Origin of the sequence: Mesorhizobium sp. M0904 (genome assembly GCF_040319475.1) — a bacterium.
GTDB lineage: Bacteria > Pseudomonadota > Alphaproteobacteria > Rhizobiales > Rhizobiaceae > Mesorhizobium.
In genome coordinates, this window is sequence record NZ_JAMYOC010000035.1 from 1 (window position 1) to 14,752 (window position 14,752).

A 14,752-nucleotide genomic window follows, 5' to 3' on the forward strand; every position below is an offset into this window, starting at 1 on the left:
CACCACCGCCTACCACGAGCACACTGCGGGCGAGGCGGTACCGAATGGGATCGCGGGTCTGCTGGCCGGCAAAAGCTTTGCGCTAAGGTCGGTTGCCGTCACGCCGCTCATCTCCGACCCCGGCTACCGGCTCGTCGGTGAGGCGCTGGAGCGCGGCATTCGTGTCGTGCCGATCCCCGGCCCATCAGCAGCACTTGCCGCTTTGACGGCATCCGGCCTGCCCTCGGACGCGTTTCTGTTTGCCGGCTTCCTGCCGGTGAAGACCGGGCAGCGGCTGACGCGGCTGGAAGCGCTGAAGGCGGTGCCGGCAACGTTAATCTTCTTCGAATCGCCGCGCCGGCTGGCCGAGACGCTCAGTGCCATGGTCGAGGTGCTGGGCGGTGCCCGCAAGGCGGCGATCGGCCGCGAGCTGACCAAGACTTTCGAGGAGATGCGGACCGGCACCCTGCAATCGCTCGCCGGCCATTATGCGGGAGCCGATACGCCCAAGGGTGAAATCGTCATCTGCGTCGGCCCGGCCGATGCGGTCGCTGATGAGCCAGAAGACATCGACCGGCTGCTGCTTTCGCTCGCCGCCGAAATGCCGGCCTCCAAGGCAGCGGCGGAAGCCGCCAAGATGACGGGTGGCCAGAAGCAGACGCTCTATCGTCGGCTGCTCGACCTCAAGAATGCTGGAAGAGACGGGGCCGGCGGAGACGGCGATGGCTGAACGGCCAAGCGCCAGCCGGCAAAAGGCCTACCGGCGCGGCTATCACGGCGAATGGCTGGCGGCGGCGGCGCTGATGCTGAAAGGCTACCGAATTCTTGCCCGCCGCCACCGCACCAGGTTCGGCGAGATCGACCTGATCGCGCGGCGTGGCGATCTGGTGCTGATCGTCGAGGTCAAGGCGCGCCGCACGCTGATGGAGGCAATGGAAGCCGTCGGTCGCGAATCGGAGCACCGCATCGAAGGCGCCGCCGATTTCTGGCTGTCGCGCCAATCCGACTACGGAAAACTATCGGTGCGCTTCGACATGGTGGCGGTGCTGCCGTGGCGTTGGCCGGTGCATGTCGAGAATGTGTTTTACGGGCGAAACTAGGCCATTCTCGAAGTGGGGCCGTTTTGCTGCGCCTGCGGTTCAGATCATGGTTTGCCGATCTGTCAAGCATCCGCCCAGCGCTGACTGGAACAAAAGCGTTCCTGCGTTGTTCCTCAATCGTCCTGATGTTCGACGGGCTGGTTCAAATGCCGGCCAGGGCAGTCCTCGTGGCAGCTATGCGAGGACAAAGGGATGGCGAGGCAAATGGATCCCGACGATCTCAACCCGGAACGGATCGTCACCGTGTTCGGCGGAACTGGCTTTCTCGGGCGCAGGATCGTGAAGCGACTCCTCGAAAGAGGTTTCACGGTGCGCGTCGCATCTCGCCATCCGGCTCGCGTGGCCCTGGTCTTCTCCTCGATTACGAGGATGCCCGAAGCAGTCGAGGCGGATATAACGGATGCGTCCTCGATCGGGTCGGCCATTACCGGATCGCGGGCGGTCGTGAATGCCGTCAGTCTTTACGTCGAGCAGGGCGTCCAGACCTTTGAACGCGTGCATGTAAAGGCCGCGGTCGATCTCGCTGCCGCGTCGCGCGACCGCGCGATCGACCAGTTCGTCCAGATTTCGGGGATCGGCTCCGATCCTCAATCGGATTCGAATTACGTAAGGGCGCGTGGGCGCGGAGAAGGTGCCGTGGAAAGCGCATTTCCCGGCGCTTTCATTGTGCGTCCCGCCGTCATGACAGGACCTGACGACGCTTTCCTGACAACCATTGTGAGGCTGATACGCCTCCTGCCGGTCTATCCGCTGTTCGGCGATGGAGGCACACGGCTTCAGCCGGTCCATGTGGCAGACGTCGCAGAAGCAGTGAGCCGGCTGATCGACGGGCGAACCCACAAGGGTTCATCCATATTCGAATTCGGTGGCCCGCGCATCTACACCTATAAGGAACTGCTTCGGGAGATCGCCCGACAGCTCGGTACGCACGTCCAGCTGATGCCGGTGCCGTTTGCGGTATGGAACGCCTTGGCTGGCGTCGCGGAACTCCTCCCGGCTGCCCCCATAACGCGCAACCAGGTCGATCTCATGCGTCAGGACAATGTGGCAGCAATCGACGTGCCTGGCCTGAAGGAACTCGACATCGAGCCGCGGGGTATCGACGAGGTGATCCGTGCGATCGAACAGCGTCGTGGCACAGGCTCGCGGTCGTCTCCGCCTTAGGACGACCCCCTGATCCTGGCGGGAACCTATCGCCGCGCGACAGGTTGGTCGAGCTTGAAGCCAGTGAAAGAAGGAAAAGAACTATGGCCAGATGCGATCAATGCGGGAATGACTACGATAAGGCTTTCAACGTGACGATGGCCGACGAGACCTACACATTCGACAGCTTCGAATGCGCGGTCCAGAAACTTGCTCCGACGTGTCCGCATTGCGGATGCCGGATCATCGGACATGGCGTCGAACAGGATGACATCATCTACTGCTGCGCACATTGCGCCGCGGAAGAAGGCGCGAGCGCGCTGACCGATCGTGCGCCTTGACGCACCTCCTTTTGGCGTCTCCAGGTCGACCATTCCGAACGGCTGTGCCGGCTCGGTCCGCTAGGCAGCGTACGTCGTCTTGATCGCGCCAGAGCTGTCATGTTCTTGCACGTTCAAGAACCGCGTTCGACGGCTCGTTTAGACGCCGTTCCGTGGCAAGTCGGCTCGCGCTTGGACAAGTCGCTCCACGAGGGCGGCCGCCTCCTCTGGAATGGCCGGTATGGTGCCCGACTTCCGCGTCGATCCGAAATCGAGGCCGGCGAAAAACAGACCTGGAACAGCGCCGACGCCATCCTCGTGGACGGGCTGGCCGGCTGCATCGAGCGCGCCGGGAAGCCGAACCCATGAGAAATCGCCGGTGAAGCCCGTGCACCAGATCACTGATCTGATGCCGCTCGCCGTCCAGTCGAGGGAGCGGATCGGAGGATCGGGCAAGCGCGGTTCAATCGTCTCGGCCGGATCATCCTCGGCCAGTTGCGCATCGAGGCCGGCGCGCTCGATGTACTCGTCAACCAGGCGCTTCGCGCCCCAGGGCTCGGGGCCGTCGTAGGAATCACCGGGTAAGATGGAGCGAATGGTCGGCGAGTTCAGTCGAAACGAGTTCCATCGCTGCGTTCGCCACGTTTCGCCAATCCGGCCTCGATCGAGTACACGGTGGTCGCGGGCCCGCCGTTTCAAGAAGTAGCTGACGCCGAGTCCCGCCGGACCGGCGCCAATAACGAGGGCGTCAAGAACTTCGCTCACGCATTCCCCCTGCCAACCATACGTCCACAAGATCGTATGGCTCGGCTTCAGGCAAGAATAGAGTTCCGGCTGGGATTTGCGCTATCCGCGCCGGCTCACCCCCAGATTGCCAGCCCCGTCAGCCCGACGATGCCGATGACCAGCCGCCACCAGCCGAACAGCGCGTAGCCATGGCGCGAGACGTAGTCGAGCAGGAAGCGCACGACGATTAGCGCGGTGACGAAGGCGGCAACGAAGCCGACCGCGATGATGGGCAAGTCGGCGCTGCTTAGTACATTGCGGTTCTTGAACAGGTCGAAGGCGAAGGCGCCGACCATCGTCGGGATGGCAAGGAAGAAAGAGAATTCCGCCGCCGCCCGCTTGTCGACGCCGAGCAGCAGCGCGCCGACGATGGTCGAGCCCGAGCGCGACGTGCCGGGGATTAGCGACAAGCACTGGAACAGCCCGATCTGCAGATAAAGCCTGGTCGGAAACCGCTCGACATCGTGGTAATACGGCTTCGGCGTCATGCGATCGACCAGCAGCAGGATGACACCGCCGATGATCAGCATGATGCAGATCAGCCGCGGCGATTCGAACAGCACCGTCTTGATGAAGTCATGCGCCAGTGCGCCGATAATGGCCGCCGGCAGGAATGCGATGAGAATGCCAAGGACGAAATGCCGCGTCAGCCGATCGTAGGGCAGCTCGAGCAGCATCTTCCAGAGACGGCGGAAATAGACGCTGAGGATCGCCAATATGGCGCCGAGCTGGATCAGGATCTCGAAGGCTTTGCCGGTCGAATGAAAGCCGAGAAAATGGCCGGCGAGCAGGATATGACCGGTCGAAGACACCGGAATAAACTCGGTCAGGCCCTCGAGCATGCCGAGCAGCAGCGCTTCGACTACGGTTTGGCTTTCCATGGCAACCTCGGCGTTGGAGGGCGGGCTTGAGAAACGGTTTGCTTGTCACGGCGCGGAACTCCCCCTATAGGTCGCAGCACCCTGACAGCCCCTGAATCGGGCGGCCAAGACTTACCGGCGCAGCCGGCGATTTGCCAGTGCGCTCTATTATCGCGGGACCATGCTGACGCTTTTCCACCATCCGATGTTCGCCAGCTGCCGCTTCGTCCGCCTCGCCTTTGGCGAGTATGCCGAGGAACTGGCGCTGATCGAAGAAAAGCCGTGGACGCGGCGCAAGGAGTTCCTGGCACTGAACCCGGCCGGCACGCTGCCGATCCTGCTTGCCGAGGGCGACGTGCCGATCGTCGGCGCGATGGTCATCGCCGAATATCTCGACGAGACGCGCGGCGTACTCAAGCGCGACAAGCGGCTGTTCGCCGAGGATCCGATGGAGCGCGCCGAAATCCGCCGGCTGACCGACTGGTACCTCAACAAGGCGGAAAGCGAGGTTACCCGGCATCTGGTGCGCGAGCGCGTCCTGAAGCCGGTCATGCCGGAAACGGCAGGCGGCGGGTCGCCCGATTCGGCGGCGATCCGCGCCGCCCGCGCCAATATCCGCCAGCACATGAAATACACCAACTGGCTGGCCGGCACCCGTCATTGGCTGGCCGGCAACAAGGTCACCTATGCCGATCTTGCGGCGGCGGCGGCACTGTCGGTGCTCGACTATCTCGGCGAGATCGACTGGCGCGAACACAGCGCCGCGCGCGAATGGTATACAAGGGTGAAATCACGGCCTTCGTTCCGGCCGCTTCTGTCCGACCGGGTGCGCGGCCTGTCGCCGGTGTCACATTATGCGGATCTCGATTTCTGATACGGCAAAGCTGCGCGCGCTCATCGACCGCGAGGCGCGGAACGCCGGCTTCGACGCCGTTGCCGTCACCACGCCCGATGCGATCCCGCAGGCGCCGGAACGGCTGGCCGAGTTCGTTGCCGACGGCTTTCACGGCTCGATGGGCTGGATTGCCGAAACGCTCGAGCGGCGAGGCAAACCGACGACGCTTTGGCCAGAGGTCCGCTCGATCGTCGTGCTGGCGATGAATTACGGCCCCGACCACGACCCACGCGAGGTGCTGGCGAAGCGCGACCGCGGCGCGATCTCGGCCTATGCGCAGAACCGCGACTATCATGACGTGATGAAAGGCCGGCTGAAGGAGATCGCCGGCAAGATCGTGGCGCGCGCCGGCGGTGACGTGAAAGTGTTTGTCGACACCGCACCGGTGATGGAAAAGCCGCTGGCCGAGGCGGCCGGCCTCGGCTGGCAAGGCAAGCACACCAACCTGGTTAGCCGCGCGCATGGCTCCTGGCTGTTCCTCGGCACCATCTTCACGACGGCCGAGCTGGTGCCGGACGCGCCTGAGGACGATCATTGCGGCTCCTGCCGGGCCTGCCTCGACGCCTGCCCGACCGATGCCTTTCCGGCGCCTTACCGGCTCGATGCGCGGCGCTGCATTTCATACCTCACCATCGAGAACAAAGGACCGATCCCGCATGAGTTCCGGGAAAAGATCGGCAATCGCATCTATGGCTGCGACGACTGCCTGGCCGCCTGCCCGTGGAACAAGTTCGCCCAAGCCGCTTCGGAGGCAAAGCTTGCCGCCCGCGCGGACTTGCGCGAACCGCCGATCGCCGAGCTGCTGCGTCTCGACGACACTGCCTTCCGAACGCTCTTTTCGGGCTCGCCGATCAAGCGCATCGGCCGCGACCGTTTTATCCGCAACGTGCTGATAGCGGCCGGCAATTCCCAGGACTCGTCGCTGGCCGGCGCCGTTCGCGCGCTGCTCGACGACGCCTCGCCCCTGGTTCGCGGAGCCGCGGTATGGGCGCTGTCGCGGCTGGTGCCGGGTCGGGAGTTTGCCGAACGTGCCGCAGCCGCGTTGCAGGCAGAAGATAACGAGGCGGTGAGAGGCGAATGGCTTCTGCCCCTGCCAAAGCCGATCGAGGCGCATACATGACAAAAAAGCAGATTTTCGTCTTCGGCGCCGGTTATTCAGGCAAGGCCTTCGCCCGCGCCAACAGGGATGCCGACACAACGATCTTCGGTACAACACGGTCGCTGGAAAAATTCCCGGCGCTGCGGCAAGCCGGTATCGTGCCGCTGCGATTCGATGGCAGGCTGACCTCCGAAATCGGCGATGCCCTTGGGAAGACAACCCATCTCGTCGTCTCGGTCGCGCCGGACGAGGCCGGCGACCCGGTGCTGGGCGCGGCCCGCGAGGAGATCGCGGCCAACATGCCGGAGCTCGAATGGATCGCCTATCTCTCCACCGTCGGCGTCTATGGCGACCATGGCGGCAATTGGGTGGACGAGGCCGCCGAATGCCGGCCAGTATCGAAGCGATCAGCGATGAGGGTTGCCGCCGAGCAGCATTGGCTGAAACTGGGCCACGACGTCGGCCGACCGGTGGCGATCCTGCGACTTTCCGGCATTTATGGGCCAGGCCGCAACGCCTTGGTCAATCTGGAAAACGGCACCGCCCGGCGGTTGGTCAAGCCGGGCCAGGTGTTCAACCGCATCCATTGCGACGACATTGCCGGCGCGCTCTGGCATCTGGCCGAAGGCAATCGCGGCGGCATCTTCAACATCACCGACGACCTGCCGGCGCCGCCGCAGGACGTCGTCGCCTATGCCGCCCAATTGATGGGCATCGAGCCGCCGCCCGAAATTCCGTTCGAGACCGCCCAACTTTCGCCCATGGCGCGGTCTTTTTATGGCGAGAACAAGCGTGTCGCCAACGCGGCAATCAAGGCGGCCGGTTATGGCTTTCGCTTTCCCGACTACCGCTCGGCGCTCGATGCCATGTGGGCGAGCGGCGACTGGCGCGACGGTAAGGCGCGCAGCCCGATGAAACGGTCCTGATCGATACGTTGCGCGGGCTATGGTATGATGCGGTTCAAATCGCGGAGGGGTCCAGCTTGGGGAAAATGTTGAAGCGAGCCTTGCCCGGCAAAACGCTGCCGCTGACGGCAGCACTGGCCGTCGCCAGCTTGGCGGCGCTTGCAACGCAGCCAGGGAGTGCCGAGCAACGGGCAAAGGACCTGTTCGGCGCCAAAAAGCTGCCGGCACTCGCAGCAGCGCAATCGATCGGCTTCTATTCCAAAGGCTGTTTTTCCGGCGGCGTCGCCCTGCCCCTGGACGGCCGGCACTGGGAGGTGATGCGACCGTCGCGCAATCGCCGCTGGGGCCATCCGGCAATGATCGCGCTGATCGAGAAGCTGTCGCGCGATGCCGCCGCTGATGGCTGGCCGGGCCTGTTGATCGGCGACATCTCGCAACCGCGCGGCGGTCCGATGCTGACCGGCCATGCCTCGCACCAGATCGGCCTCGACGCCGACATCTGGCTGACGCCGATGCCCGACCGCAAGCTCTCGGCCGAAGAGCGCGAAAACATCAGCGCTACCTTGATGGTCGACGAAAAGACCCATCTCGTGAAGGACGGGCTGTGGACGCCGATGCATACGCGGCTGTTGAGGCGCGCCGCGAGCTATCCCGAAGTCGAGCGCATCCTGGTCAATCCCGGGATCAAGAAGAAGCTCTGCGACACGGTCAAAGGCGACCGTAGCTGGTTGCGCAAGGTCAGGCCGTTCTGGGGCCACGACTACCACTTCCACATTCGCATCAGCTGCCAGCCTGGGTCACCCGACTGCAAGGCGCAGGAAGCGACGGCGCCGGGCGATGGCTGCGACCAGGCGCTGGCCTGGTGGTTCACCGAGGAGCCGTGGCGTCCCAACAAGAACCCGGACAAGCCGAAGGCACGCGACGTGATGACGATGGCGAACCTGCCCAGGCAATGCCAGTTCGTGCTCGACGCGCCGGCTCCGCCCTCGGCGGAAGCAGTCACCTACTATGGCGACGGCGTGCCGGTTGCGGCCACACCCGCTCCCGCGGCAGAGCCTTCGCCGCCGCCGACGCTCGCAGCCGGCGCGGCAGCGCTTCCGGCCTCGGCGAACGCCTTTATGGCGACGCCCGAGTTCGGCATTCCGCTGCCGCGGCCACGACCGGGGCACTGATGCGGGCAGCGTGTTCGCTGTCTGCATCCGTGCCTCTCCACTTCGAAAACCGATTTCCCTTTTTGCGGTCATGCGCTAGTCAACGAGAGAACGGCGATACGCGTCGGGAACGGACGAGAGCATGCCAGGCGTAAGCGACGACGACACTCTGTTGCGATTTCCGATCCTGATCGGCGACATAGGCGGCACCAATGCGCGCTTCTCGATCGTACTTGACGCGAATTCCGAGGCCGGCGAGCCGACCATCGTCCAAACCGCCAACTTCAATACGATCGACGAGGCGATCCAGTCGGCCGTGCTCGACCGCTCGTCGGTCCGGCCGAATTCAGCTGTGCTGGCGGTGGCCGGCCCTGTCGAGAGCGACGAGATCCCCCTCACCAATTGCCCATGGATCGTCAAGCCGAGACAGATGTTCGCCAGTCTCGGTCTCGGCGACGTCGTGGTGCTCAACGACTTCGAGGCGCAGGCGTTGGCTGTCGTCGCGCTCGGCGAAGAGCACATGGAAAAGATCGGCGGCGACGAGCCGGAACCGAATTCCGGGCGGGTGGTGCTCGGCCCGGGAACCGGGCTCGGCGTCGCCGGGCTGGTTTATGCGCTGCATCACTGGATACCGGTGCCCGGCGAGGGCGGCCATATGGATATCGGGCCGCGCTCGCCGCGTGATTTCGAGGTGTTTCCGCATATCGAGAAGCTCGAAGGTCGCATCTCCGGCGAACAGATCCTGTCAGGACGCGGCCTGGTAAACGCCTACCGGGCGGTGGCCAAAGCGGACGGCAAGCCGTCGCCCTTCACCACGCCTGCCGAGATCACCGCCGCGGCGCTGGCAAGGAACGATCCGGTGGCCGAAGAGGCGCTGTCGATCTTCGTCACCTGCCTGGGGCGCACCGCCGGCGACCTCGCTCTGGTGTTCATGAGCCGCGGCGGTGTTTTCCTCACCGGCGGCATCGCGCAAAAAATCCTGCCGGCGCTGCGGACCGGCAGTTTCCGCGCTGCCTTCGAGGACAAGGCGCCGCATAGCGCCCTGATGCGCAGCATGCCGGTCTACGTCATCACCCATCCGCTGGCGGCGCTTTTAGGGCTGGCCGCCTATGCCAGAAATCCGTCGCTGTTCGGCGTGCAGACGGCGGGGCGACGCTGGCGGATTTAGGACACAAGCTGCGCCGCGACGAAGTTTCGCCGTCCCCGGCCATAGGCAAGCCGCCATTGGGGCGTTAAGAGGTTGCCGAATTGCAGCCCGGCCGAACCGAAACCACAAAGCGCTCAAACGTGACACTTCCAGCACCAACCAAAGGGAAAGTCCGTCCCAGCGAGATCGTGGCTGTTATCCGCCGCATCATCGCCGAGAACAGCCGCGATTATCGCTGGTACTATGCTCTTGCCGTGCTGTGCCTGGTGACGATCGCGGCGACGACCGCCTTCACAGCGTGGATCATGAAGGATGTCATCGATCAGATCTTCTACCAACGGCGCGGCGATCTTATCGCGCTGATCAGCGTGTCGATCCTGGCCGCCTTCATGCTGCGCGGGCTGGCCAGCTACGGCCAGGCAGTGACGCTGGCCAAAATCGGCAACAATCTGGTAGCGCGCTATCAACGCCGCATCTTCGACCACCTGATGAAGCTCGGCGTCGGCTTCTTCAACGACACCCGCTCGGGCCGGCTCGCCGCGCAGATCAACGAGAACGTCAACGGCATCCGCGATCTCCTGTCGATGACGCTGACATCGCTGGCGCGCGATGCGGTATCGCTTGTCGCGCTGGTCGGCGTCATGATCTGGCAGGACCCGATGCTCTCCGCGATGTCGCTGCTGATCGGCCCGCCTTTGATCTACAGTGTCACCTATCTGATGCGCCGGGTGCGTCGCATCACCCGTGAATCGGTGCAGATCAACTCGCGGCTGATCGGCGCCATGCAGGAAGCAACGCAAGGCATCGCCATCGTCAAGGCCTTCACCCTGGAAGAAGAGCTGTCGCGCCGCATCGGCGGCCTCGTCGCCGGCGCCGAGCAGCGGGCAAACAAGATCGCCCGCGTCTCGGAACGGCTGACGCCGATCTCCGAAATGCTGGCCGGCTTCGCCGTAGCCGGCGTCATCGCCTATTCCGGCTACCGGGCGACCGTCGGCGGCCAGCCGCCGGGCGCGGTGTTTGCCTTCATCACCGCCCTGCTGCTTGCCTATGACCCCGCCAGGCGGCTGGCGCGCATGCAGGTCGGCATGGAAAAGTCGCTGGTCAATGCGCGCATGATCTACGAGCTTCTCGACCTCGAGCCGCAGCAGGGTGACGTGCCGGGAGCCGCCGAGGCGAAATTCACCTCTGGCGAAGTGCGCTTCAACAACGTGTCCTTTCGCTATGTCGAAGAAGCGCCGGTCCTGCAGGATTTGAGCTTTGTCGCCGCCGCCGGCAAGGTGACCGCCATCGTCGGCGCCTCGGGCGCCGGCAAGACGACGCTGGTTGCGCTGCTGCAGCGCTTCTACGACGTCGAGTCGGGCAGCATCGAAATCGACGGCCAGGACATTTCAAAGGTCACCAAGCATTCGCTGCGCGGCTCGATCGCCTATGTTTCGCAGCAGCCCTATCTGTTCGAAGGCACCATCCGCGACAACATCCGCTACGGACGTCTGAGCGCCACCGACGCCGAGATTGAACGCGCCGCGCAACAGGCCGCGGCCGACGATTTCATCCGCCAGCAGCCGCAAGGCTACGACACACCGGTCGGCGAGAACGGCGTGACGCTGTCGGGCGGCCAGCGCCAGCGTGTATCAATTGCACGCGCCATCGTTCGGCAGGCGCCGATTCTGCTGCTCGATGAAGCCACCTCGGCGCTCGACAACGAGGCCGAGGCCCGCGTCCAGGAAGCGCTGACCCATGTCATGGAAGGGCGCACCACCATCGTCATCGCGCACCGGCTGTCGACGGTGGTCAATGCCGACCATATTATCGTGCTGGAGCAGGGCCGGCTGGTCGAACAGGGCACGCATGCCTCGTTGATGGCCGACCCGCACAGCGTCTATGCGCGGTTCCACCGGGTGCAGGGCAGGAAAGGGCTGGGGCTTGTCGATGACGCCAAGCCAATCCAGACTGCGGCGCAAAATGGTCACGCGAAACAGGCGGCCGGGAGACATTCATGAGCGACACACCGACCGTCAACATCAATGAAACGGGGGAAATGGGCCTGGTGGTGGTGGGCGCGGCCGGCCGCATGGGCCAGGCGCTGATCCGCGCCATCCACACGATACCGGGTGCCCGCGTCGCCGGCGCCATCGAGCGGGCCGGCTCACCCCATATCGGCAAGGATGCCGGCGAGCTGGCCGGCGTCGGCAGGCTCGAGGTGGCAATCGGCGACGATCCGCTGCCGGCCTTCGCCAAGGCCGACGGCGTGCTCGATTTCACCACGCCGGCGGCGACCGTCGAATTCGCCGGCTACGCCGCGCAAGCGCGCATCGCCCATATCATCGGCACCACCGGCTGCTCGGCCGAAGACAATGCCAGGATCGCGGCCGCGGCGCGCCACGCGACGATCGTCAAGTCAGGCAATATGAGCCTCGGCGTCAATCTGCTGGCGGTGCTGGTTGAGCAGGCGGCGCGCGCGCTCGATGCCGACGATTTCGACATCGAGATCCTGGAAATGCACCACCGGCACAAGGTCGATGCGCCATCGGGCACGGCGCTGCTGCTCGGCGAAGCCGCCGCTGCCGGGCGCGGCGTAGCACTTGCCGGCAATGATGTTCGCGTCCGCGACGGCCATACCGGCGTGCGCAAGAGCGGCTCGATCGGATTCGCCAGCCTGCGCGGCGGCTCGGTGGTCGGCGACCACAGTGTGGTGCTGGCCGGTACCGGCGAGCGCATCACGCTTGCCCACCACGCCGAAGACCGGGCGATCTTTGCCCGTGGCGCGGTCAAGGCAGCCCTGTGGGCGCGCGGCCGCAAGCCGGGCCTCTATTCGATGCGGGACGTGCTCGGCCTGACAAGCTGATACAGACTTGGCTGATCCACAGATTTGGCTGATTCACAAAATTTGAAGGAGCAAATATGTCGAGAACTCTCGTGCTCGTGCGCCACGGCCAGAGCGAATGGAACCTGAAGAACCTGTTTACCGGCTGGCGCGACGTCGACCTGACCGAACTGGGTCATGCCGAGGCCAAGGCGGCGGGCGCCAAGCTCAGGGCGCGCGGCATGAAATTCGACATCGCCTTCACGTCGTCGCTGATCCGGGCGCAGAAGACCTGCCAGCATATTCTCGACGCCGTTGGCCAGAGCGAGCTCGAGACCATCCGCGACCAGGCGCTGAACGAGCGCGACTATGGCGATCTCTCTGGCCTCAACAAGGATGATGCGCGCAAGAAATGGGGCGAGGAGCAGGTGCATGTCTGGCGCCGCTCCTACGACGTGGCGCCGCCCGGCGGTGAAAGCCTGAAAGACACCGGCGCGCGCGTCTGGCCCTATTACCTGCACGATCTGCAGCCGCATGTGCTGCGCGGCGGCACGGTGCTGGTGGCGGCACACGGCAATTCGCTGCGCGCGCTGATCATGGCGCTGGACGGCAAATCGGGCGAGGAGATCGTCAAGCTCGAGCTCGGCACCGGCGTGCCGGTCATCTATACGCTCAACGCCGATTCGACGGTGGCATCGAAGGAAGTGCTGGAGCATTGAGGCGGAGAAGGCACGCGGCATTCAAAAAAGCGCGTTGACACTCATCCCTCGCCCGCTTAATGAGCGCGCACCAGCCCAGATGGCGGAATTGGTAGACGCGCACGGTTCAGGTCCGTGTTCCGCAAGGAGTGGAGGTTCGAGTCCTCTTCTGGGCACCAAATTCCCGTTTCGGACCGTTTGATATGGTTCGGAGACTTCAAGAAAAAGCCCGGTTTTGCCGGGCTTTTTTGTTGTTTCATGGCCTTTTGGGGTCCGGCCGGGTGAAGTGCTGCCCTTGCTGTTAAACGTGCCGGTTAGCGACAACAGACATTGCGGACGTAAGTGTTGCCATAAGTAACGTAGGCGTCGTCGGGGATCGCCCCGTTTTCCTTCATCGCCTTAGCTAGGTCCTTAGCGGCATCCTGGGCATAGGTGCCGCGTAACGTAATGGCGAACCACCCGTTGGTGGCGAGGTAGGCGACAAGCGGGATTGATGCCGATCGCACATAGGCCTCCGTCTCGGCGAGATTGTCGAAGCTCTTGACCTGGATATGACGCTGTCCGAAGGGGCCGCTCTCATACTGGTCGACGTAGACCCAGGTGTCATGCATGTAGCCGACCTGACCGCCTGCACGGACACGGTACCATCGCTCGACATTACCCAAGATCACGACTGCGCCGCCGTTTCGCACATTTGCGAGCGTGGCGGATTTTACCTCTGGGAGGGCCTTTAAAGGCGCCGCGCCCTGGGAGCGGAGAATACGGCCCGAGCGGGCTTGAGGAATAACGAGTGAAGGATTCGTGGAAGCAGGTGGCAAAGAGGCGACAGGCGGTTGTAACGGCGCTTGCTGGGACGATGGCGTCGAGGATGGTGCCTGGTTTGCGACCTGCGGCCAGCTTGCTTCGGGTTCCAAGGTAACGACCTTGTACTTAGCCATCTCGCTCCTAGAAAGATAACGTATGTCGTCACTGTCATATTGCAGCGAAAGCTGAAGCAGAGCGGGATCCACGCCCATTTCGATCATGTAGGTGATGATGTCGGCGGTCATTTGCTGGATGCCGGAAACGGCGTCCTTGCTGTTTACGGGAATGTCGCCACTGAATGAGGATCTATGGACGCCGATGGAACCCGGCTCGGCAAAGCGCACAACGCCACCAAGGAACGCCAGGGAACAGGCCGAAGCACACTCGACAGCCCTGAATTGAGCCGTGCTAAGGCGCAGCCTACGAATAAGGCGGCCAAGCTCCATAGCCTTCTGGATATTGCCGCCGGGGGACTGGAAGGTGACAGCGACTGATGCATTGGACCGTGCCAGTGCCTCGAAAACCGATAGGTCGTCCTGATACGAGAAATCACCCGACACGAGGATATACTGAAATCCGGAGTCGGTCTGCCCGGCTTGAAACTGCAAACCGGCATGCGCCACCGGAGCGCCCAGCAGCATCGATGCAAAACACAACAAGACACGAACGAAAGAGATGCGAGACATGGCCCATAATACCCCCAAAGTAGCCTAGCTTCGGCGGACGACACTGTCGAATCCTCGTTGCAGATTTGGTGAGAGCAACTTGAAGTTTTGCCTTTGTCGCGACCACTAGTAAGGCGCGCCGCCATCACGCCAGCCAATCCGCCTGGTGCCTTGCCGAAACGGGCCTCGGCGTCGGGCTCGAAAACGTAAGGGATTGATGAAATCGTCGGCACAGTACCGCAGCGTCTTGCTCAGAGAGGCGCCATTTCCTGACTGTCACTGGTCTCCGGTTATGCCTATCCGTCCGGGTTAGGTAGCGATCTGTCGTTGCGGTAGCGCACAGTGGACCGTCGATGAAATCGCCGTTGAGCCAATTGTCCGCACTGCCCTTGCGCGC

The 14,752-nt window shown here is 63.6% G+C and carries 15 protein-coding genes and 1 tRNA gene; 13 read left to right on the plus strand and 3 right to left on the minus strand.

The window, feature by feature from the left end; all coding sequences use genetic code 11:
* From rsmI to NKH80_RS27945, 4 genes are all read left to right on the plus strand, one after another.
* Positions 1-709 (plus strand): 16S rRNA (cytidine(1402)-2'-O)-methyltransferase (gene rsmI, locus NKH80_RS27930; protein WP_352994965.1); only part of this gene is annotated, 709 nt, incomplete at its 5' end.
* The gene (locus tag NKH80_RS27935; protein WP_352509712.1) at positions 702-1,079 is read left to right on the plus strand and encodes a YraN family protein; all 378 of its coding nucleotides are present in this window, start codon (positions 702-704) and stop codon (positions 1,077-1,079) included. The genes rsmI and NKH80_RS27935, both read left to right, overlap by 8 nt.
* A 192-nt stretch (positions 1,080-1,271) precedes the next feature.
* Positions 1,272-2,243, plus strand: a complete 972-nt coding sequence (locus tag NKH80_RS27940; protein ID WP_352994966.1) for a complex I NDUFA9 subunit family protein — start codon at positions 1,272-1,274, stop codon at positions 2,241-2,243.
* An 83-nt stretch (positions 2,244-2,326) separates the two neighbouring features.
* A complete protein-coding gene (locus NKH80_RS27945) occupies positions 2,327-2,563 on the plus strand; it encodes a metallothionein (protein WP_254817997.1) in 237 nt (78 codons plus the stop codon).
* Between the two features lie 138 nt (positions 2,564-2,701).
* On the opposite strand, the gene NKH80_RS27950 is transcribed toward NKH80_RS27945, so the two are convergent.
* The gene (locus NKH80_RS27950; protein WP_352994969.1) at positions 2,702-3,307 is read right to left on the minus strand and encodes an NAD(P)/FAD-dependent oxidoreductase; all 606 of its coding nucleotides are present in this window, start codon (positions 3,305-3,307) and stop codon (positions 2,702-2,704) included.
* Positions 3,308-3,402: 95 nt separating this feature from the next.
* Complete coding sequence (locus tag NKH80_RS27955) at positions 3,403-4,209, minus strand: undecaprenyl-diphosphate phosphatase (protein ID WP_352648481.1); 807 nt, start codon at positions 4,207-4,209, stop codon at positions 3,403-3,405.
* A 160-nt stretch (positions 4,210-4,369) separates the two neighbouring features.
* Between NKH80_RS27955 and NKH80_RS27960 the strand changes: the two genes are divergently transcribed.
* From NKH80_RS27960 to NKH80_RS28000, 9 genes are all read left to right on the plus strand, one after another.
* Positions 4,370-5,062 (plus strand): glutathione S-transferase family protein, encoded by a 693-nt coding sequence (locus NKH80_RS27960; RefSeq protein WP_254817994.1) that lies wholly within the window; start codon positions 4,370-4,372, stop codon positions 5,060-5,062.
* A complete protein-coding gene (gene queG, locus NKH80_RS27965; protein WP_352509717.1) occupies positions 5,043-6,203 on the plus strand; it encodes a tRNA epoxyqueuosine(34) reductase QueG in 1,161 nt (386 codons plus the stop codon). Before NKH80_RS27960 ends, queG begins: the two co-directional genes overlap by 20 nt.
* Entirely contained in the window at positions 6,200-7,108 is a 909-nt protein-coding gene (locus NKH80_RS27970) for an SDR family oxidoreductase (protein ID WP_352994973.1), read from the plus strand. Before queG ends, NKH80_RS27970 begins: the two co-directional genes overlap by 4 nt.
* Positions 7,109-7,173: 65 nt before the next feature.
* Positions 7,174-8,259, plus strand: coding sequence for a penicillin-insensitive murein endopeptidase (mepA, locus tag NKH80_RS27975; protein WP_352995013.1), 1,086 nt, complete (start codon positions 7,174-7,176; stop codon positions 8,257-8,259).
* A gap of 121 nt (positions 8,260-8,380) precedes the next feature.
* Positions 8,381-9,406 (plus strand): glucokinase, encoded by a 1,026-nt coding sequence (locus NKH80_RS27980; RefSeq protein ID WP_352509719.1) that lies wholly within the window; start codon positions 8,381-8,383, stop codon positions 9,404-9,406.
* A 119-nt stretch (positions 9,407-9,525) separates the two neighbouring features.
* Positions 9,526-11,385, plus strand: a complete 1,860-nt coding sequence (locus NKH80_RS27985; protein ID WP_352509721.1) for an ABC transporter ATP-binding protein — start codon at positions 9,526-9,528, stop codon at positions 11,383-11,385.
* 20 nt (positions 11,386-11,405) lie between these two features.
* On the plus strand, positions 11,406-12,230 hold the full coding sequence (gene dapB / locus NKH80_RS27990; RefSeq protein WP_352477091.1) for a 4-hydroxy-tetrahydrodipicolinate reductase: 825 nt from the start codon (positions 11,406-11,408) through the stop codon (positions 12,228-12,230).
* A gap of 56 nt (positions 12,231-12,286) precedes the next feature.
* Positions 12,287-12,907, plus strand: coding sequence for a 2,3-bisphosphoglycerate-dependent phosphoglycerate mutase (locus NKH80_RS27995; protein WP_352994976.1), 621 nt, complete (start codon positions 12,287-12,289; stop codon positions 12,905-12,907).
* Positions 12,908-12,980: 73 nt separating this feature from the next.
* Positions 12,981-13,065, plus strand: a tRNA-Leu gene (locus NKH80_RS28000).
* A gap of 135 nt (positions 13,066-13,200) precedes the next feature.
* Here the strand turns inward: NKH80_RS28000 and NKH80_RS28005 are convergent.
* Positions 13,201-14,376: a hypothetical protein gene (locus NKH80_RS28005; RefSeq protein ID WP_352994979.1), complete on the minus strand. Its 1,176-nt coding sequence runs from the start codon at positions 14,374-14,376 to the stop codon at positions 13,201-13,203.
* Positions 14,377-14,752: the final 376 nt, after the last annotated feature.